18 protein-coding genes are annotated in these 19060 nt (G+C 63.5%); 14 read left to right on the top strand and 4 right to left on the bottom strand.

Features of this window, described 5'->3' with window-relative positions; all coding sequences use genetic code 11:
* Positions 1 to 88 precede the first annotated feature (88 nt).
* Positions 89 to 1444, top strand: coding sequence for a DUF1501 domain-containing protein (locus VHD36_13085; protein ID HVU88247.1), 1356 nt, complete (start codon positions 89 to 91; stop codon positions 1442 to 1444).
* Between the two features lie 206 nt (positions 1445 to 1650).
* Here VHD36_13085 and VHD36_13090 read toward each other — a convergent pair whose 3' ends face one another.
* A complete protein-coding gene (locus tag VHD36_13090; protein HVU88248.1) occupies positions 1651 to 2430 on the bottom strand; it encodes a YdjY domain-containing protein in 780 nt (259 codons plus the stop codon).
* Positions 2431 to 2692: 262 nt separating this feature from the next.
* Here VHD36_13090 and VHD36_13095 point away from each other — a divergent pair, with 262 nt between their 5' ends.
* From VHD36_13095 to VHD36_13115, 5 genes are all read left to right on the top strand, one after another.
* Positions 2693 to 4600 (top strand): hypothetical protein, encoded by a 1908-nt coding sequence (locus VHD36_13095; protein ID HVU88249.1) that lies wholly within the window; start codon positions 2693 to 2695, stop codon positions 4598 to 4600.
* A gap of 159 nt (positions 4601 to 4759) precedes the next feature.
* A complete protein-coding gene (locus tag VHD36_13100) occupies positions 4760 to 5455 on the top strand; it encodes a YggS family pyridoxal phosphate-dependent enzyme (GenBank protein ID HVU88250.1) in 696 nt (231 codons plus the stop codon).
* A 12-nt stretch (positions 5456 to 5467) separates the two neighbouring features.
* Complete coding sequence (locus VHD36_13105) at positions 5468 to 5758, top strand: DUF167 domain-containing protein (protein HVU88251.1); 291 nt, start codon at positions 5468 to 5470, stop codon at positions 5756 to 5758.
* 165 nt (positions 5759 to 5923) lie between these two features.
* Positions 5924 to 6982, top strand: coding sequence for a GNAT family N-acetyltransferase (locus tag VHD36_13110; GenBank protein HVU88252.1), 1059 nt, complete (start codon positions 5924 to 5926; stop codon positions 6980 to 6982).
* A 138-nt stretch (positions 6983 to 7120) separates the two neighbouring features.
* Positions 7121 to 8350, top strand: coding sequence for a GNAT family N-acetyltransferase (locus tag VHD36_13115; protein ID HVU88253.1), 1230 nt, complete (start codon positions 7121 to 7123; stop codon positions 8348 to 8350).
* A gap of 18 nt (positions 8351 to 8368) precedes the next feature.
* Here the strand turns inward: VHD36_13115 and VHD36_13120 are convergent, their stop codons facing one another.
* From VHD36_13120 to VHD36_13130, 3 genes are all read right to left on the bottom strand, one after another.
* Positions 8369 to 8827, bottom strand: a complete 459-nt coding sequence (locus VHD36_13120; protein HVU88254.1) for a ferritin-like domain-containing protein — start codon at positions 8825 to 8827, stop codon at positions 8369 to 8371.
* Between the two features lie 34 nt (positions 8828 to 8861).
* Positions 8862 to 9260, bottom strand: coding sequence for a hypothetical protein (locus VHD36_13125; GenBank protein ID HVU88255.1), 399 nt, complete (start codon positions 9258 to 9260; stop codon positions 8862 to 8864).
* Between the two features lie 256 nt (positions 9261 to 9516).
* Entirely contained in the window at positions 9517 to 10128 is a 612-nt protein-coding gene (locus VHD36_13130; GenBank protein ID HVU88256.1) for a hypothetical protein, read from the bottom strand.
* Between the two features lie 293 nt (positions 10129 to 10421).
* On the opposite strand from VHD36_13130, the gene prfB reads away from it, so the two are divergent.
* The 8 genes from prfB to recO all read left to right on the top strand — a co-directional run bounded on the left by prfB (position 10422) and on the right by recO (position 19044).
* A protein-coding gene (gene prfB / locus VHD36_13135) for a peptide chain release factor 2 (GenBank protein HVU88257.1) occupies positions 10422 to 11544 on the top strand; the annotation gives its coding sequence in 2 pieces (ribosomal slippage) (positions 10422 to 10490 and positions 10492 to 11544; 1122 coding nt in all).
* Positions 11531 to 12208: a hypothetical protein gene (locus tag VHD36_13140; protein HVU88258.1), complete on the top strand. Its 678-nt coding sequence runs from the start codon at positions 11531 to 11533 to the stop codon at positions 12206 to 12208. Before prfB ends, VHD36_13140 begins: the two co-directional genes overlap by 14 nt.
* 466 nt (positions 12209 to 12674) lie before the next feature.
* Positions 12675 to 13550, top strand: a complete 876-nt coding sequence (locus VHD36_13145) for a phosphatidate cytidylyltransferase (GenBank protein HVU88259.1) — start codon at positions 12675 to 12677, stop codon at positions 13548 to 13550.
* Positions 13551 to 13793: 243 nt separating this feature from the next.
* On the top strand, positions 13794 to 14747 hold the full coding sequence (locus VHD36_13150; protein HVU88260.1) for a PhoH family protein: 954 nt from the start codon (positions 13794 to 13796) through the stop codon (positions 14745 to 14747).
* 101 nt (positions 14748 to 14848) lie between these two features.
* Positions 14849 to 16408, top strand: coding sequence for an HDIG domain-containing protein (locus tag VHD36_13155; protein HVU88261.1), 1560 nt, complete (start codon positions 14849 to 14851; stop codon positions 16406 to 16408).
* Positions 16409 to 16467: 59 nt separating this feature from the next.
* A complete protein-coding gene (ybeY, locus tag VHD36_13160) occupies positions 16468 to 16986 on the top strand; it encodes an rRNA maturation RNase YbeY (GenBank protein ID HVU88262.1) in 519 nt (172 codons plus the stop codon).
* Positions 16983 to 18269, top strand: coding sequence for a hemolysin family protein (locus tag VHD36_13165; protein ID HVU88263.1), 1287 nt, complete (start codon positions 16983 to 16985; stop codon positions 18267 to 18269). Before ybeY ends, VHD36_13165 begins: the two co-directional genes overlap by 4 nt.
* Before the next feature lie 16 nt (positions 18270 to 18285).
* On the top strand, positions 18286 to 19044 hold the full coding sequence (gene recO / locus VHD36_13170) for a DNA repair protein RecO (protein HVU88264.1): 759 nt from the start codon (positions 18286 to 18288) through the stop codon (positions 19042 to 19044).
* The last annotated feature ends 16 nt before the right edge of the window (positions 19045 to 19060 follow it).

A 19060-nucleotide genomic window follows, 5' to 3' on the forward strand; every position in this document is an offset into this window, starting at 1 on the left:
CGTTGCCATTTCGGTCGGCGCGCAGTATACCAAAGCGCACGCATCAGCGTCTTTTGATGGGACGGCCTTTTGATCGGAGCACGATGCGATGAGTACACAGGGCATTCGTCACGAATCGACCTGCCGCGGGCTGGCCGGTTCGTCGATCAATCGTCGCGCGTTTCTTCATACCACGGTCGCCGCGGGCGGGGCGGGCGTGGCACTGCCGCAATTGCTCGCCGCGCGCGCTTCGGCGCGCCAGGCCGGGCGACCGGCGCGCGACACGGCCGTGATCCAGATCTGGCTGGGCGGCGGACCGTCGCAGTTCGAAACCTACGACCCCAAGCCGGACGCCCCGGTTGAATATCGAGGTTCATTCGGTCCGATTGCGACGCGGCTCTCGGGCGTGCAGATTTGCGAAGTCTTGCCGCGTCACGCCCAAATCCTGGACCGCGTGGCGATCCTGCGCAGCGTCTATCACAACAGCGGCGATCACGACGCCGGCATGTACTTTTGCGTAACCGGCAAAGCAACCAAGTTTCAGCCGTCGACCGGGTCGATCACCGCACGTGTCCGCGGCGCGAACACCCCGGGCTTGCCGGCCTACGTCCACCTGGGCTTTCAGCCGGTGACGAACCTGGTGTTCGTGCCGAACTTTCGCTCGGGATATCTAGGCGGCGGGTACGATCCGTTTTACCTGACCGATGACCCGGCCGACCGCAAATTCCAGGTACCCAACTTGCAACTGGCCGATGGCATGACGATCGACCGGCTCGGCGATCGCCGTTCGCTGCTTGCGCATTTCGACCGGCTGCGCCGCCAAAGCGATCGATCGGGGGCCATGCAAGCGCTCGATCAATTCGACCGCGCGGCGTACGAAATGGTGACCGGGGCGGCAGCCCGCGAGGCGTTTGATTTGTCGCGCGAAGATACCGCGACGCGCGAGCGATACGGCCTGCACCGTTGGGGACAGAGTTGCTTGCTCGCCCGGCGACTGGTCGAGGCGGGCGTGACGTTCGTCACCGTGAACTTCGATCCCCATTCGTTCAGCTACGATCAGCACGTGAACATCCGGAAAGGAATGCAGAGCGCCGGGCCGCGCATGGATTCGGCCATCTCCTCGCTGGTCGAAGACGTGTACCAGCGCGGGCTCGATCGCCAGGTGCTCGTCGTCGTGTGGGGCGAGTTCGGCCGCACGCCGATGGTCAACGCTTCGGCCGGCCGCGATCACTGGGGACAAGTGATGAGCGTGCTCGTTTCCGGTGGTGGCTTGCGCATGGGGCAGGTCATCGGTTCGTCAAACGACAAGGGGGAAGTGCCGAAGGACCGCCCCATCACGCCGTACGACGTCGTGGCCACGATGTACCGGCATCTCGGCATCGACCCGGCGACGACGTTCGCCGATCTTTCCGGGCGGCCGCAGGCGCTGTTGAACGAAGGGACGGTGATCGAGGAGTTGGTGTAGAGCGATGGCACGAGTGGCATGCTTTTCGCCGTCGGCGATAAGCACGCCGCAACTTGCACCTGCGCGAGCAGCTACTTCTGCATCTGCTGCCGGGCCGCGCGTGCGTCGCACTTCGGCACTGGTGGACGAGCCACCAGTGGCACCCGATTCGGGTCGGCGCGGAGCATGCTTATTCGCCTGTGGCGAAAAAGCATGGCACGAATGCATCACTTTGCGGGCGGCTTGCTCTTCGCTTTCTCGTCCAACCGCGGCGTCAGCACCACCGAGACCTTGGTCCCCAGCGGCGGGATGGCATCGGTCAGGGCCTCGAACAGCAATGCTTCGTTCGACTGGCTGCTCTCGACCGGCAGGTCGAGCATGGCGCTATTGAAATTCGAGATGCAGATGAAGTCGCCGTCCTCGGCCTTGTAGAACTCTTCGCCGCTGGTGTCGTCTTTCCAAAAGCCGCTGCCGCCGAACACCCAATAGTCGGTCATCGCGCGGCCGGTTTTTACGTTGCGAATCCAGTCCTGGGCGTTGGCCTGGCGACGCTTCCCTTGCTCGTCGGTCCAGTACACCGTCACGTCGACGCGCGGCCCATGCGCCGGCTGGTACTTTGGCACGAATTGCGCCGCGGCGCCCGGCATGGCACCCAACCTGATGAGCGCCGCGTGTACGACGTGGGCCTTGGTGGGCACCGCCACGATCGATTCGTGCTCTTTCGTTCCCTTGAGGCACGCGAACATCTCCATCTGCCCTTCGCGCTGACACACCTCGCCCACGACGATCACCCGCTTGTTCTTCAGGTCGAGCCAGACCTTGCCGTCGGGCATGAGCCGCCTGGTGCCGGGCGGATCCTTGGTGTCGTCACGATCCGCCTGGGGGTCAAGATTCGACGCGGCGCTGGACGCCGACGCGGTGGACTCTTTTTTTTGCGCCGCGGCCGGCGCGGCGTGCAAGAAAACGACCGCCGCCACCGCAGTAATCGCCAGCATTCCTCGCTGCATGGAACGGCTCATAAATCCTCGGGCCAATGAACGGTGGTTTTCGCGAAAATCTCCCCGCACGACGGGTTTAAATCTCGCTTCACACTGTTAAGATACTGCCGTGCTGGCAGGGCGTCCAATTGGTTCGTCGCATGCGCGGCGAAAGAACCAGCGCGGTTTGCGCAGACGCGCTGCACCCGTCCCAGAAAGACGATTGCTCACTGCCGGGCCGCGCCCGTGGCGGCCGGGTGAGGGATCGAAGGAAGTAAGGATTTAGCCACTGATGGCAACCATGCCCAGCCGCGGCGCCGCCTCTCGCAGCGTTCTACCGCTCCGCAGTCGCGATCCCCATGTTCGCGACGTGATCGGCAGCCACGCCGCCTCCTTGGATTCGACCGCGGGAGACGCCATCATGGGCGATGCCATCTGGCATCGTTCGACGCCGGGGCACATCGTCCGCGCCGAAAGTTGGGGCACCGACAGCAAAGGCTGGAATGAATGGCGCGCCTACCTGGCTCGTCGCGCGGCCAAGGTCAGCATCGCGACGCTATTCCCGGGCAAAGGACCGTCTCTGGCCTGGGGCATGCCTGCTTGTACAGCGACGACGCTCTCCGCGCGGCTACCGTCGACGCGCGATCTCGTGGTCGCGTTGGATCGAGTGGAGCGTGGTAAATCGTGGCCGCTCAGTGGATCACCGCTCGAGCTGGCGCTCGCCTGGATGGCCGATGCGGCGCGACGCCAGGCGCCGCTCTTCGGTCTCGAGGGCCTGGCCTGGGCTCGGGCGCTGCCGGCCCTGGCTGCCGAGCTTCCGGGCGACGCCTGGTGGCAATTGCTCGATTCTCTGCTCCGCGTCGCTGATACGGCCGACGCCTTGCAGGACGGGCTCGCGCGGCAATGGCTGGGCGCCGAGCTTCCGTTTTCGCTCGCGTACGTCCTGCCCGAATTGAAGCCGGCCCGCAAGCTGGCGCGGCGCGGCGGTCAGGAGCTGGCAACCGCGCTGCGGACACTCGTGGCGGCGGATGGGATGCCATCGGCCAAACAGTTGGACCTGGTGCCGGCGCTCTTGGCCACATGGGCTCGTTCGCGCGAGCTGTCGTGCCACTTGAAAAAAGCCGGCTGGAACGCTGAGGCCGAAGAACGATACACGCATTTCGTCCGCCAGATGCTCCGTCTGGCACGGCGTGATGGAACAATGCCCTTTGCGACGGCGCCGGCCGATCGTACGCGCCGCGATCTTCTGGCCGCCGCATGCGCAGGGCTTGACCGATCGGAGCGTGCATTGGCCACGGCCCTCATCGGCGATCGTGACCTGCCGCGAAACCTGCCGGACAAATCATTGCCCGCCCCGGCCGCCAACAACGAAACGGCCGGCGTCACGGTGTTGCGTCCCAACTGGTCGCGCGGGCGCGAACGGGTCGTGCTCGCGCGGTCAGGGGCTACGACGCGCATGGAGCTGAGCAGCGGCCGCGACGTACTATGGTCGGGAACGTGGACGTGCGAGGTCCGCCGCAATGGCGAGTTGCTCGTCCCGGAAACGGATGCCGAATGGGACGAAGTCTGCTGGACCAGCACCGACGATGCCGATTACCTCGAATTGGAAATCGCGCTGCCGCAGGGCATTCGCGTGCAGCGACAGATCGTGCTGGCGCGCGAGGATCGGTTTCTGTTCCTGGCCGATGCGGTGTTGGGTACGGAACCGGCGGCGCTCGAATACCGCGGCGCGTTTCCGCTGGGAGCGGACATCAGCTTCGATCCCTCGACCGAAACGCGCGAAGGATATCTCGTCGGCGGCAAGCCGCGCGGGCTTGTCTTTCCGTTGGCGTTGCGTGAATGGCGGGCCGAGCCGAGCGCTGGCGCCTTGGAATCTCCCACCGAGCAATCGCTCGAGCTGCGCGCCGCCCGACAGGAAGCGCGCTGCCTGTATGCTCCCTTGTTTATCGATCTGCACCCGCGGCGGATGTTCCGCCCGGCCACCTGGCGGCAGTTGACCGTGGCCGAAAACCGGCAGACGCTGTCGCCCGACCTGGCGGTGGGCTACCGCGTACAGGTGCGCAACGAGCATTGGTTCGTTTACCGATCGCTGGGCCCGCGAGGGAATCGCACGCTGTTGGGACACAACCTGGTCTCGGAATTCCTGGTGGCGCGGTTCAAGACCGACGGCGAGATCGAACCGCTGGTGGAAATCGAGTAGTCCCCGCCGCGCCCCTCCGACCGCAGTCGGAATTGCCGCGGATCATCCGCGCGCGAGCGCGTGCATGGTTGCCGCTGTCGCTTGTTGGTAACCTTGTTCGACGGCGTTGCGCTGCTCGCAGCGCACTGGCTTGCCGTGGCGAACCTCTTCCCTTGATCGATGTCCGACGCTCGCCGCATTGCCGACAATCTGGCCCACGTCCGCGAGCGGATCGCGGCGGCCGCGGCGCGCGCTGGCCGAACGGCCGAAGGTATCACGCTCGTCGCGGTTACGAAATATGCCGAGGAAGCGTCGATCGAAACTCTCATCGATGCCGGCTGCCACGATTTGGGAGAGAGCCGGCCGCAGCAACTCTGGCAGCGAGCTGAACGATTCGCCCATCGCGGTATCCGCTGGCACATGATCGGCCATGTGCAGCGCAATAAGGTGGCGCGCACGTTGCCGCTCGTGTCACTCCTTCATTCCTGCGACAGCCTGCGGCTGGCCGAATCGATCGAGCACACGGCCGCCGAGCAAAAGATCGAATGCGTGCCGGTGCTGGTCGAAGTCAACATCTCGGCCGATCCGGCCAAGCACGGTTTCGCTGCCGGCGAAATGGCTGCCTCGCTCCACCGCTTCGGAGAATTCCAGCGCGTGCAAGTACGCGGACTGATGGCGATGGCCGGTCGCGCCGATGATGCCGTCGCCGCGCGAGATGATTTCCGCCGGCTGCGACAGCTCCGCGACGACTTGCGCGCGGCGGCGCCGGTCAACGTGTCGCTCGATGAACTATCGATGGGCATGAGCGGCGATTACGAAGTGGCGATCGAAGAGGGGGCCACGATCGTCCGCGTCGGCTCGGCGTTGTTTGAATGAAGGAAGGGAACGATGATCGCTCTGAAATCGCACGCCGATGGCGTCGTGTTGCCGGTGCGAGCCCAGCCCGGCGCCAGACGCAATTGCATCACCGGCGAACACGACGGCCATCTGAAGGTCAGCGTCACCGCCGCGCCGGACAAGGGCAAAGCCAACCAGGCGATCATCGACGTGCTCTGCGAGCATTTGTCGCTCGCCCGCAGCCAGGTGGAACTGCTCTCGGGAGCCACGTCGCGGATCAAACAGTTTCTGGTGCGCGGGGTGTCGATCGAGGAACTCGGGCGGCGGCTCATCCAGGATTAGGGACGTCCAGCACACGAAATGATCCTCGGTGGACGGGGGAGGGTCGCCCCGGGGGACGGAAAAAGTGGCCGATGCGGCCAGAAACCGGCCTGCGTGGTGACTATGCTTGATGGGTTCGCTGCTTGGCCGGCGCCAAGTAGATTCGCCCATCCTTGATGTTCACCGATGATCGAGACTCGCACCTACGAGGGAGACGCCGCGACGATTGCCCAGTTCGCCGCGCGCATCTGGCAGGGGACCTATGCCGGCAAGATGATGCTGCCGCTGTGGGATGCCCGCTATTTCGATTGGCAGTTGCTCGCCCAGCGGCCGGGCGGACGCGACTTTCTGGTCGCCGCGTACGACGGCACGAAACTGATCGGCAGCTTGCTGGGCGAGAAATTTCGCTTCCGTCTGCACGGCCAGGATTTCGACGCCACGATGGGAAGTTGGCTCACCGTTGATCCGGACTATCGCCGGCAGGGAATCGGCATCAAGCTCTTCGAAGAGCAGCGCCGACGACATTTGGAACACGACGCGAAGTTCCATCTCGGTTACGGCTACACCGGCGCTCGCATGAGCATGGGCCCGAAATTCTGGAAGAGCTTTCCGGACAACACGGTGCTGCTGGGGCACGTGGGCTTCTGGGCGCGGATGTTCGATCCGCCGCTGGTCTCGCAGTGGGACCTGACGCTGCGCGATCGCATCGGATCGCGCATCCTGGGAGCGTTCCAAAGCCGGCATCCGAAGCCCAGGCGGCAAGGTGTCTATCGACGCTATCGGCCCGAGGATTTGGATGACTGCCTGAAGCTGGCTCACGGTCTGCTCGATCGAGTCGACCTGGGTTACGTCTGGAGCCGCGAGCGGCTGGCGCATCAGCTCGCGGGAAGCGACATGCCGCGCACGCTGGTGGCCGAAAAGGACGGGCGCGTCGCCGGTTTCGTGAACTGGTATCTGCTCGATTTCCTCGGCCGCTACCCGCTGCCCGGCGCCATGGTCGACCTGATGGCTTTCGGTTCGATGACTTTATCGGAGAGCAAGGACCTGCTGCGGGCCGCCTTGGATCAAATCGTCGGCGAAGGTGCCAAGTTCGCACTGGCGTTGCGGCTGCCCTGTTACCCGTTCATGCCGCTGGCCCAGACCGGCTGGATCACGATGCCGCGTGATTTCAGCTTGATATGCGTAAGAATGGACAGGTCGTTTCCGCTCGACGGAGCGCGCCGGCTGCACGTGCATTGGCGATAGGCGTGAGGCAATCCGGCAGTGAGGATACAGCGTATTTTTTAAGAGTATCTCTTGTGTTCCACCTCGGTTAGCATCGGCTTAATACGATTTTCGCTCGTCGGATTACCAGGATGCTAAAGGGCCTTTCGGGGCGCCCCGATGCGATACGTCATCACCCCAGCACTGACCGGCGAGCTGCTGCACGACTGGCTGGTCGTCAGCGAACGATACGACGATCCGTACGTCGATCCGCGGATGATCGCGGCCGTGCAAGAGAGCATGGCGAATCAGGCCCGGTTCTCGAACGTGATCGTCTACGACGAAGACGATCATCCGGCGGCCATCTCCTGCTTCTTCGCCGAGCGCGCGGACACCCTCTTATTAGCGCCGCCGCGCGTGCGCCGCGTGGCCCAGGCCATACGTCGTCTGCGCCAGAAGTTCTTTCGCTTCCCGATGCTTTTTTGTGGCCTGCCCGCCTCGGCCGGTTGGAACCAATTGCGCTTTCGGCATGGTACGGACGTGCCCGCGGCATTGCAGGCGATTCATCGCGCTCAGGAAGAACTGCGTCGCCCGGCGCGCGCCTGGGCTACGGTTTTGATGGAATTCGACGACACCCAAGCAGCGGATTTACACGGCCTGGAAGATCTTGGTTACGCGCGGGCGGACAGCCCGCCCATGTATGTGCTGCCGGCGCAGGGGCGGACGTTCGAGGAATACGTGGCGGCGATGAAATCGCATTACCGGCGGATGATTCCCCGTTCCGAACGCAAGTTCGCGAAATCGGGGATTCGCGTTGCTCACCTGAGCGGAGGTGACGCATTTCTGAACGCGTTCACGGACGAAGTGTACGACTTGTATTTGCAGGTCGTTCGTCGCGCCGACATCGTCATGCACGTTTTGCCGGCCGCTTATTTTCGCGCACTCGCACAACAGTTTGGCGAACAGTTCCTTGCGACGATTCTCTATCAAAATGAGCGACCGGTGGGGTTCGCGATCGGTATCATCGCCCACAACTCGTACTATGGGCAGTTCATTGGGCTCGACTACGCCGGGAAAGAGGCGTCGGATCTGTATTTCAATTTGTTTTACGAGAATTTGCGTTTCGCCATGCAGCGGCGCGTGGAGCACGTCTTCATGGGGTCGGACTCCGATCGCTTCAAGCTGCGCCTTGGCTGTCGGCGCTCGCGCCGCCATGTCTACATCCACTTGCACGGCTGGCCCGATCGTCCGTTTCGCCGGACGAAGCGATTGTGGCTGCCACCGATCGAGTACGTGGACCACGAGATGGATGTCTTCCTCGCGCCCGCTGCGTCGATGCCGACTTCCTCAGCGATCGTGCCGTCCGATGGTGGCGGCGCAATTGCCTCGCCGGTGTCGCCCAAAGCTTAAGACTGATCGGCGCCGTTTTCACAGCTTCGGAATCTCGGGCACATCAATCCCTAGCGCCGTGGCCAGGTCGACGGCATGCTCCTGCTCTTCGACCAGGATCTGACGCAGCGTTTCGCACAGCGCGTATTCTTCCAGCGCGTCCGCCTGGCGAATGCGCTGGCGGTAGTTGGCGATCGTCTGCAATTCGTTGTCCAGGTCGAATCGCAGCATCGCTTTGGCGTCTTCCGACGTTTTCACGGGCTTGGGTGTCACGGTCGGCGCGCCTCCCAGATAGTCGATCTGATTAGCGATCTTCAGAGCGTGGGCCAATTCCTCGCCGGCGTGCTTTTCCAGTTCGCCGGCGATGTTCATGTACTCCGCCCCTTTCAGCACCTGGCTGTAGTTCACGTAAGCGATGATCGCCTGGTACTCGCGCGCCAGATCTTCGTTCAGCGCGGCAATGAGCTTTTCGCGAGCGGCCGATTTGTCGTCTGCCATAACGGTAAATCTCCGAAGTTCAGAGGAAGGTTGTTCAAGACATGGTTGTTGGATGGCGAGCCGGTAGCGCCGCGGGCAGTCTGGTTCGCTTCAGTTCGAAATTCCCCTCGTAGCGATCGCCGCCGAAGTTCACGCGAAACAACTCTCCATTGATGCGGCCCCGCCACTGGTACTCGGCGCCCTCAATCACGGCTGTTCCATGCAGGTGATCCGGTGAACCCTGGAACCTCACTCGATAGTCGAAGTCCACGCCTTGCCAGGTGCCGAAGAAGCGGCCTTGCCATTGCTGGTTCGCCTCGGGCGTGATGATGGCCGTCATCACCCCGTCGAGCTTGCGATTGGTCGTCTTCCACGGCCCTGCGAAGACATAGTCCTCGGCCTGGACGTGCTCACCCGCGGCCAGAAGCAGTAACGCGCAAAGCGCCAGTCGCATGGATTGCCTCGACCATGTTCGGCGACGGATCGGTTGACAGGTCGGTTGATTCGCCGCCGACCAGCTTGGGCAAATCGCGCGCCAATCGAAGGGAGGACGCCCAAAAGACGGGGCGCCACGGCGGTCGCCGATCAGTCCGCCACTACCGCGGCGCCTGCGACGGGAATGTGAAGTATGCGGAGTTTTGGCGACCCAATGGCCGAAGTGCCGCCAGCGCGGCCGCCGCCCCACCGCTCTTGTCGTGCGCGCTGCGCAGTTAGTTGCGATCGCGCAGCAGGGCGACGTACATGCGCAGCTCGGCGACTTCCTCGCGCAGCTGCTCGAGCTCGAACCGGACGTTCGACAGGTCCGACTCGACACCCAAATGCTTGGCCTTCTGCAAATTGATCGTGGCCAACTCGACCCGCGCCTTGAGGAGCGCGATTTCCTCGGCGCTGATCGTGCCCGAGAACTGCACGTTCGCCGCCTCGGCCTTGCGCAGGGCTTCTTGTTCTTCGCGCAGCTCGGCCTCGGCGCCCGAGACGAAGATATCGCCGTCGTTGCTCGCGTCGTCGTCGACCAGCTTCACGCGTTCCTGAGCCTCGCGAAGCCCCTCTTGGATGGCCTGGATGACGGTCGGGCGAATCGTATTGGGCAAGCGGCGGTTGGTTTCTTGATACTTGGCCAGCGTGGCTTCCATCACGCGCACGTAGGCCTTGGCGTAGCGCAGATCGAGGTCTTTTTCGGTTGCCTTCTCCTTGGCATCATCCTTCGTGCCGCTTTCGCCGGCGCCTTGCTTTTGCTGCGCGGAGAGAGGAGCGGCCCATTGCAAAAACAGGCTGCTGCCAAGGACCAGACCGGCTACGAAGATCCCTCGTCGATTTCCCATGATATCAACCTCGATCCCTTAAAAGTGATGGCAAGTCGCGCGGGGAAACGCGCGCCCTCGGGGGGCACGGACCACGCGGAAATATAGCTTCCGATTCAGCCGCCGGCATGGCAACGATTTTGACGCCTGCCCGGGCTGCGTGCGGCCAGTTGCAATCGTTACAGCGTGGGGGCCGATAAGGGTTTGCCGATCAAAAGCACGTCGGTGGCCCGTTCCCGCGCCAACCGATACAATTCCTCCGTTCTCTCTTTGGATTTCCAATCTGTTGCGTCGTTTCGCGAGGTTTAACTGCCGTGAACAAAGAGCTTGCCGATCGCGCCAAGGGTATTCGCCAGAGGGTCACCCAACTGCGGGACTCTCTTTGACTTTGACGCGCGGCAACAGCGCGTCACCGCGATCGAAGCGCAGATGAGCGAGCCGGGCTTCTGGGATAAGCCCGAGGCCGCTCAAGCCACGGTGGCCGAGTTGAAAGCCGTATCGGCGATCGTGAAGCCGCTGCGCGAGCTGGTGAAAGCGGTCAGCGACCTGGACGTCATGCTGGAACTGGCCGACGAGGACGAAGGCCTGGCAGCCGAAATTCCGCCGCAGCTCGACCATCTCGAAGCCACGCTCGAAGACCTCGAGCTGAAGGCCCTGCTCAACGGCCCGCACGACCCCAACAACGCCATCCTCTCGATCAACGCCCGCGACGGCGGCACCGACGCCAACGATTGGGCCGAAATGCTGCTGCGGATGTATCTTCATTGGGCCGAGGACAACGGCTACGAAGTCGAGCTGCTCGACCGGCAGGATAACGAAGAGGCCGGCATCAACAACGCCTCGGTCATGATCCGCGGGCCGATGGCCTACGGCTATTTGAAGGGCGAGACCGGCATGCACCGCCTGGTACGGATCAGCCCCTTCAACGCGGAAGGCAAGCGGCAAACCAGCTTCGCGGCGGTCGACGTGTCGCCCGAGGTGGCCGATTCGGTCGAGATCGAAATTCGCGACGAGGACGTGCGCGAAGACGTCTTTCGCGCTAGCGGCGCCGGCGGCCAGCACGTCAATAAGACGTCGAGCGCGATCCGCCTGACGCACATGCCCACCGGCGTGGTCGTGCAATGCCAGCAGGAGCGCAGCCAGCACAAGAATCGCGCGCTTGCGCAGAAAATGCTGCGGGCGAGACTCGCGCGACTGGAAGAAGAAAAACGCGAGGCCGAGCAGGCCGCGAAATATCAGAGCCAGGCGAAGACCGGCTTCGGCTCGCAGATTCGCAACTACTTCTTGCACCCGGATCAGCGGGTGAAGGATTCGCGCACCGGTTACGCCATCGGCAATTTTCAGAGCGTGATGGACGGCAAGATCCAGCCGTTCCTCGATGCGTTTCTGCGCTGGCGCGCCGGCAAGCCGAGCGAGGACGATCGTGAAAGTTCCTGAGCCGCTCGTTGCCGGGCCACTGCGCTGCGCGTGGTTTGCTCGCGGCGATCGGCTGGGGCACCGCATCGAGCTGGAGACGCACGATAGCGATGAGGCGCAGGTCGTATCACTTCTGGAATCGATCGACCAGTCGACGGGCGCCGAAGCCAACGACGCATGGCCCCCCAGCCCACCGCTGACCGATTGGCAGCTTGAGGAGCGGCCAGGCGAACGAGTTTTGATGGCCGTCGGTCGTGCCGGCCACAGCCATTGGTCGGTGGTCGTATCGGTGAACGACGTGACTTCCGACGCTGGTGCTCCTCACGCACCGCCGGCGGGCGCGGAACGATTTACCCCTGGAGGCGGCCCGCCGCATTCGTTGCTGATGCCCGGGCCGGACGCACCTGCGCCGCGGTCGTTCGCCGCGCCACGCCTCGCCTTTGATATTGCGTGTCGTATGCGCGAAGCGCCGGGACGCTTAGGGAGCCAATATCGGTGCCTGGCTTCGCTCGGGTTGATCGACGCCGCGAAGGTGGAACTCGCGCCGGGCGTCACGCTCGCCGTTGATCCGGTAACGACGTCGTTATCTGTCGACGCGGCAGCCGGGGCTCTGACCATTGCGCCGCTGCCGGCCACTGGGCGAACTCTGCCGCAAACGGTGCGCTGGCAGTTCTGGCTCTCGTAGGCGGCAGCTTAAGTCGCGTTAACGCTGCGCCTCACAAGACCACGCCGCCGAAGAACAGCAACACGAGAGCAATGCAGAGCGCCGCCACGATTAGTTGGCACGCGATCGAAAACGCTGCAGCCGTTAGTGCAAGGCGCCAACCGCCGAACGGCCAGCAGACACTGGAGATGATTAGACTCGTTCCGGCCATGGCTCGAAGTGCGCCCAACGACTCAATGCCCGGGCTATGGATGGACAAGGCCAGGACACAGGCGAAGCAGGTCAATCCCGCCAGTGCGTCGGCAAGGCGAATCTGAAGGTGTGTTCCCATGCGGTCACCAACCGCAGGATTTTTGGTCCATTAACCGTCGGGCGCGAGAAGGTCATGCCCCGGGTGGTTCCGCGGCACGAAGGGGGTTCGTCAATCCGCCGATCGCCCTCTATGATGGGACGCAATCGACTTCGCTCCTCGGCCGGTTTCTGACTCATGCTTCGCTGGCGGATCACGCTGGGTGTTATTTTTTCAGCGGCCATCGCCGCGCTGTGCTGGGCCGACGCGCAGGCCCAGACACCCGGCACGTGGTTATTGCCCCTGGTCGTGGGCATTGCCCTGCTGGCTACCGACGAATTGTCGCGCATGCTCGCCGCCCGCGCTGCGGCGCCGCTTGGCATCGTGACCTATGTCGGCAACGGGGCGATTGTCTTGGCGGCCGGCGCCTCGCACTGGTGGCCGCAGGCGACAGGTGACAGTTGGAGTTGGCCGGCGCTGGCGCTGGCTGGTGCGATGATCGCCGCGATCGCGGAAGAGGTCTATCGCTATCGCGAGCCCGCGCGTCAGACCGAGCGACTGGCGGCCGCGGCACTCGCGCTTGTGTATATCGGCCTGCTCTTGAGCTTCGCCGTGCAGCTGCGCTTCGTCGAGCCGGTCGGCGCCGTGGGGCTGGGCGCGATCGCTTCGTTGATCCTGGTGGTGAAGATGTGCGACATCGGCGCTTATACCGTTGGTCGGCTCATCGGCCGGCACAAGATGGCGCCGCACCTGAGCCCGGGAAAGACGATCGAAGGCGCGGTCGGCGGCCTCGCGTTCGCGGTCTTCGCGGCGTGGCTGTCGTTCGTCGTGATCTGTCCTCGCCTGGAAAGCGCGACAGCCCGGCAAATCGACGTATGGCAGTGGCTGGGGTTCGGCATTACCGTGGGGGCCGCCGGGATGCTCGGCGACCTGGCCGAGTCGTTGCTGAAGCGCGACCTGGGCCGCAAGGATTCGAGCACCTGGATGCCCGGCTTCGGGGGGGTGCTCGATTTGCTCGATTCCATCCTGGTGGCGGCGCCGGTCGCTTACGTGTGGTGGGAGTACTTGCTGTGAACGCGCGCGACAGGCGCCGCACTGGGTAATGGAGACCAACAAATTCGGACAAACGGTTGTAGCGGTTCTGCAGGGCGGTTGGCAGGAATCTGGTGCGATGCCGCAAGTAGCTTCGCCACAGCACGTTGTGACGGAAGTGCTGCCCGACTCTATTCGTCCCGGGCCGCCGTAAGTTATAAAATACCTGAGGGATATAAGTTCCATTCCGGTTGCCCCGGCCTGCAGCGGCTGCGGCATTCCTTGATGACAGAAGCAACCATTTCGGTGGTCGACTCGAAGGCGCTCGTCTCGCTCTTCGGTACTCGCGACCAACACCTGCGGAAGATTCGCGACGCTCTGTCTGTCGATATCTCCGCGCGTGACGACCAGATTCATATTCAAGGATCGGATAACGCGGTCGCGCGCGCCACCGAAGTGCTTGAGCAGCTCAAGGCGCTGGTACACCGCCAAGGGAGCGTGGAAGCCGACCAGGTGACCCACATCCTGGCGGACATCACCAATGAGACGCCCGGCGCCGCTCCCGCGATCGAGGTGCTCAATGCCGGGCGCAAAATCGTTCCCCGCACGCCGGGCCAGGCGCGCTACGTGCAAGCCATCGCCGAGCATGACATCGTCTTCTGTTCAGGACCTGCCGGGACTGGAAAAACCTACCTGGCCGTCGCCATGGCCGTGGCCTCGCTGAAGCAGGAGCGCATTCGCAAGATCGTGCTCGTCCGACCGGCGGTCGAAGCGGGCGAAAGCCTGGGCTACCTGCCGGGCGACCTGCAAGCGAAGATCAATCCTTACCTGCGGCCGCTGTTGGATGCCTTGCGCGAAATGATGGACTACGACCAGATCCGCCGTTACACGGACCAGGATCTGATCGAGGTCATTCCGCTGGCCTACATGCGCGGCCGCACGTTGAACGACGCGTTCATCATTCTGGACGAGGCGCAGAACACGACCGTCTCGCAGATGAAGATGTTTCTCACACGCATGGGACGAGGATCGAAGATCGTCGTCTCGGGCGATACCACGCAAATCGACCTGCCCCCTCATGCGACCAGCGGACTGGTCGACGCCCAGCGACGACTGCGGCGAATCAAGGGGTTGGCGCAAATCAGCTTGAGCAATGCGGACATCGTGCGCCATCGTCTGGTGCAGGATATCGTGCGCGCCTACGAGGATGGGCCTAAGCGGCGCAGCACCTCCGCCTGATCGATATGTCCATTGGTTCCAAAAAGACGACGCGTTCGCGCGTAGTATCATTCCGACCCCCGCCCGGCCGGCTGGCACGTTTGTGGCAGCGGGCGCAGCGGATGGACGTGATCACACGCGCCGCCATGTGTCTGGCCACGGCCGTGCTGCTGTGGGCCGTCACCAAGGCCTGGGAACCGCCTTTTCCTTATCGCGTGGGGGACGTGCTGAGCGAGGACATTTCGCTCGTCATTCCCATCGATCCCACCGACGGAGATCCTCGCTCGACCGCCAACGAGCTGGTGCGCGCCAGCGAGCCGCTGACGCCCGAAATGATCCTGCTCTTGGAACAGGACCATAACCACGAGGTCAGCCTGGCCCCGCGCACGCATGGGCTGGTGCGATCGCTGGCCACGTTCGGCTTGATCTTCGCGCTGTATGCGCTGTGCGGCTATTTCATTTACTACCAGGACCGGCGCTTGCTCAAGGATGCGCGTCGCCTGGCGACCTTGCTGCTCTTGATCACGGTCTCGGCGGCAATGGCCTGTTGGGCGTGGCCCTACCCGTGGCGCGCGGAGATCGTGCCGGTCTTGATCTTCGGCATGACTTGCGGCATCGCCTACAAGCGCGAGCTGGCCTTGCTCATGTCCACGTCGCTCTTGATCTTCCTGGGTTTGGTCAGCGGCTATGGGCTGGGCGAATTCGTCGTGCTGGTCGGAGCTACGGCGACCGCCATCCTGCTTTTGGGTCGCATTCGCAGCCGCAGCAAACTGATCAAAGTCGGCTTCTTCACCGGCCTGGCGACGTTCGCCCTGTACCTCATCACGGGGCTCTTGCAAGGACAGTCGCTGGCCAGGCCACTTTGCCAGTTGGCGCTGCAAGACGGGCTGTGGGCTTTTGCTGCCGGGTTCTTCGTCACGGGCTTGCTGCCGTTTATCGAGAGCGTATTCGGCGTGCTGACCGATATCAGCCTGTTGGAACTGGGGGACGCCTCGCATCCGCTGTTGCAGGAACTGGTCCGCCGCGCGCCGGGAACCTACAACCACTCGATCAACGTCGCCTCGATCGCCGAGGCCGCGGCCGAAGCGATCGGCGCCCGCCGCTTGCTGGTGCGCGTGGGCGCGTACTTCCATGACGTCGGTAAGATGCTCAAGCCCGACTACTTCGTCGAAAACCAGGGCACCAACGGCAGCCGCCACGATTCGCTCGTGCCGGCGATGAGCACGCTGATCATTATCGCGCACGTGAAAGACGGTGCCGATCTGGCCCGGCAGCATCATCTACCCGAGCCCGTGATCGATTTCATCGAGCAACATCACGGCACGACGCTGGTCGAGTATTTCTACCGCCGCGCCAACCAGCAGAACGAAACGAATCCCAACGGCGGATCGGTACACGAAGAAGCGTTTCGTTACCCAGGCCCGAAGCCGCAAACCCGCGAGGCGGCCGTATTGATGCTGGCCGACGCGGTGGAAAGCGCCGCGCGGGCGCTTGTCGAGCCCACGCCGGCACGCATCGAGGGCCTGGTCGAGGATATCGCCATGAAGCGGCTCTTGGACGGCCAGTTCGACGAATGCGGCCTGACGCTCAAGCAACTCCGCATCGTTCGCGATAGTTTGATAAAATCACTCACCGCCGTGTACCACGGTCGCGTCAAATACCCCGACCAGCGGACGGCGTGAGGCGTCGGGCCTCTCCGGGCCTCGAAACAGGGCAGCAGCCTCTGGAATCCGATATTTCGATGCGCAGTCGGAACGTGATTCAAATCGATATCACTAACGAGCAGTCGCGCCTGCCGATTGATGAGCAGCGCCTTCGTGCGGCCGTGGCCGCGGTGCTCGCCGGCGAAGGGCGCAGCGCGGCCACGATCAGCGTAGCCGTGGTCGACGACCCGACGATCCACGAGCTGAACCGACGTTTCCTGGCGCACGACTACCCGACGGACGTGCTGAGCTTTGTCCTGGAAGAATCAACCGCCGGGTTGGAAGGCGAAATCATCGTCAGCGCCGATACCGCCGCGGCCAGCGCCCCGCGCTATGGATGGCCGGCGACCGACGAGCTGTTGCTGTACGTGATTCACGGGACGTTGCACCTGGTGGGCTACAACGATCACGAGCCGGCCGACATCGCCCGCATGCGCGCCGCCGAGAAGCGGTATCTGGCGCAATGCGGGCTGCAGGCCCAAGACGATTCTGCGTCATCGCGGCCAGACCGGAGCGGACGCGAGCCGCAATTACTCGGGGAGGGGAACCAGCCGTGATCGCCGGCAGCATGATCCTCTGGACGATCGCCGCCATGTTGGCCGCCACGATCGCGGCCATTGCCGGGCGTGCGCTGCGCGGTTTGTCGCGCATGGATCTTGAAGAAGCCTGCCGCCGTCGTCGTATGGAGAGCCTGGCGCGCGAGATTCTGGCGGACCATCGGCATGTCGCGCTGGGCGCCGAAAGCCTGCAGACGATCGCCAGCGCCGTGGCCGTGGCCGCGCTCTCCGAGTTCTTGCTCGCTCAGCCGGCGATTGCCGCCTGGAGCATGCTGGCGCAGTTTACCTTGATCGCGGCCGCAGGCACGCTTTTGCTGTTGGCGATGAACGTCTGGATTCCCGCACCCTTGGCACGAATTTTCGGCACGCGATTCATCACGGCGACCTGGCCTATTTGGCGCGCGGTCAGCCGCTGCCTTACTCCGTTCGTCTTCGCGGCGCAGCGGTTCGACGTCATGGCGCAAAAGGCAACCGGTCAATCGTCGACCAGCGGCGCCGAACAGGCGCTCGACGGCGACACGCGCGGCATGCGGGGCGACGGCCACCGCGACGGTTCGCTCGTCGAGGACGCGCGGGAAATGATCGAGGGGGTGATCGAGCTGGGCAATGCCGAAGTGGCGCAGGTGATGACTCCTCGCACCTACATGCTGTCGATGCGCGCCGGCTTGTCGCTCGACGAGGTCGTCAGGTTCGTGATCAGCTCCGGCCACACGCGGATTCCGGTGTACGACAAGAACCGCGACGACGTCATCGGCATCCTGCACATGAAGGACCTGCTGCCCGAGCTACTCAAGCCATCGGCCGAACGCGTGCCGAATGTCCGCGGCTTGCTGCGGCCGGCGCTCTTCGTGCCCGAGACGAAGCGGCTGGACGAGCTGTTGCAGGAGTTCCAGCAGAACCGCAATCACATGGCCGTCGTGCTGGATGAATTCGGCGGGGTGTCGGGCCTGGTCACGATCGAGGATTTGTTGGAAGAGATCGTGGGCGAAATCGTCGACGAATACGACGACGACCTGGTCGAGGGTATCAAGAGCATCGACGATCATACGGCCGAAGTGCAAGCCCGGGTGCGCGTCGATGAGGTGAACGAGCGGCTGAACACTCATCTGCCGGAAGATGGCGATTTTGACACGATCGGCGGGTTCGTCTTCAGCCACCTCGGACATATCCCCACGGTGGGCGAATCGATCACGGTCGACGAAGTGCGCCTGACGGTCATTGATGTCACCCGCCGGCGCATCGAACGCGTGCGGATCGAGGTGCTCGATCCGACGCGCGCGTGAAAACGCGTAAGACACTATGGCGGCCGAAAAGACACTGGCCCTGGTCCTGCGGGCCGTTGAGTTCAGCGAGACAAGCAGCGTGGTCACGCTGTTTACCCGCGATTTCGGCAAAATACGCGGATTGGCCAAGGGAGCGCGACGGCCGAAGGGGCCCTTCGAGTCTGCCCTTGACCTGCTGTCGTTGTGTCGGCTAGTCTTCCTCCGCAAATCGTCCGAAGCCCTCGATTTGCTGACCGAAGCGAAGCTCGAGCGGCGCTTTCGGCCGGCGAACCGCGACCTATCAAGTCTTTACGCGGGCTACTACGTCGCTGAGTTGTTGAACGAGCTCACTGACGACGCCGATCCACATCCCGAACTTTTCGATGCCGCGATTCACACGCTGTCGCGGCTGATGGAAGGACATGCGCCTGTGGACGTCGTCTTGTTGCGCTGGGAGTTAACGGCGTTGCGATTGCTCGGGCATCAGCCCGCGCTCTCCCACTGTGCCGAATGCGGCAAGGAAATCAGCTTGCGAGGTCGGGTGGCGTTCGGGCAATTGTCCGGCGGCGTGCTGTGCGAAGCGTGCCGGCCCGGCAAGCGACAGATCGTATCGGTCAGCGAGCCAGGGATCACGGCATTGCGACAACTAGCGGACGAATCGGCGGAGGCGGGGGACCCGGTCGCGTTAGCGCGATCGATCAGCGGAGAGCTGCGCGGATTGATGAATCAGTACCTGTGCAACTTGTTGGGGCGCAAACTGCGCATGCACGGGTACTTGGGTACAAAGGCCAGTTAGCAGCGAACACGGAAGT

The organism is Pirellulales bacterium, assembly GCA_035546535.1.
In the GTDB taxonomy this organism is placed as follows: domain Bacteria; phylum Planctomycetota; class Planctomycetia; order Pirellulales; family JACPPG01; genus JACPPG01.

Coding starts and splice junctions, on each gene's coding strand:
- VHD36_13125 (HVU88255.1), bottom strand. CDS start 9,260: ATGCGACTGGCGCTTTGCGCGTTACTGCTTCTGGCCGCGGGTGAGCAC.
- VHD36_13090 (HVU88248.1), bottom strand. CDS start 2,430: ATGCAGCGAGGAATGCTGGCGATTACTGCGGTGGCGGCGGTCGTTTTC.
- VHD36_13100 (HVU88250.1), top strand. CDS start 4,760: ATGTCCGACGCTCGCCGCATTGCCGACAATCTGGCCCACGTCCGCGAG.
- VHD36_13120 (HVU88254.1), bottom strand. CDS start 8,827: ATGGCAGACGACAAATCGGCCGCTCGCGAAAAGCTCATTGCCGCGCTG.
- VHD36_13085 (HVU88247.1), top strand. CDS start 89: ATGAGTACACAGGGCATTCGTCACGAATCGACCTGCCGCGGGCTGGCC.
- VHD36_13155 (HVU88261.1), top strand. CDS start 14,849: ATGGACGTGATCACACGCGCCGCCATGTGTCTGGCCACGGCCGTGCTG.
- recO (HVU88264.1), top strand. CDS start 18,286: ATGGCGGCCGAAAAGACACTGGCCCTGGTCCTGCGGGCCGTTGAGTTC.
- VHD36_13115 (HVU88253.1), top strand. CDS start 7,121: ATGCGATACGTCATCACCCCAGCACTGACCGGCGAGCTGCTGCACGAC.
- VHD36_13145 (HVU88259.1), top strand. CDS start 12,675: ATGCTTCGCTGGCGGATCACGCTGGGTGTTATTTTTTCAGCGGCCATC.
- VHD36_13095 (HVU88249.1), top strand. CDS start 2,693: ATGGCAACCATGCCCAGCCGCGGCGCCGCCTCTCGCAGCGTTCTACCG.
- VHD36_13105 (HVU88251.1), top strand. CDS start 5,468: ATGATCGCTCTGAAATCGCACGCCGATGGCGTCGTGTTGCCGGTGCGA.
- VHD36_13130 (HVU88256.1), bottom strand. CDS start 10,128: ATGGGAAATCGACGAGGGATCTTCGTAGCCGGTCTGGTCCTTGGCAGC.
- VHD36_13110 (HVU88252.1), top strand. CDS start 5,924: ATGATCGAGACTCGCACCTACGAGGGAGACGCCGCGACGATTGCCCAG.
- VHD36_13150 (HVU88260.1), top strand. CDS start 13,794: ATGACAGAAGCAACCATTTCGGTGGTCGACTCGAAGGCGCTCGTCTCG.
- ybeY (HVU88262.1), top strand. CDS start 16,468: ATGCGCAGTCGGAACGTGATTCAAATCGATATCACTAACGAGCAGTCG.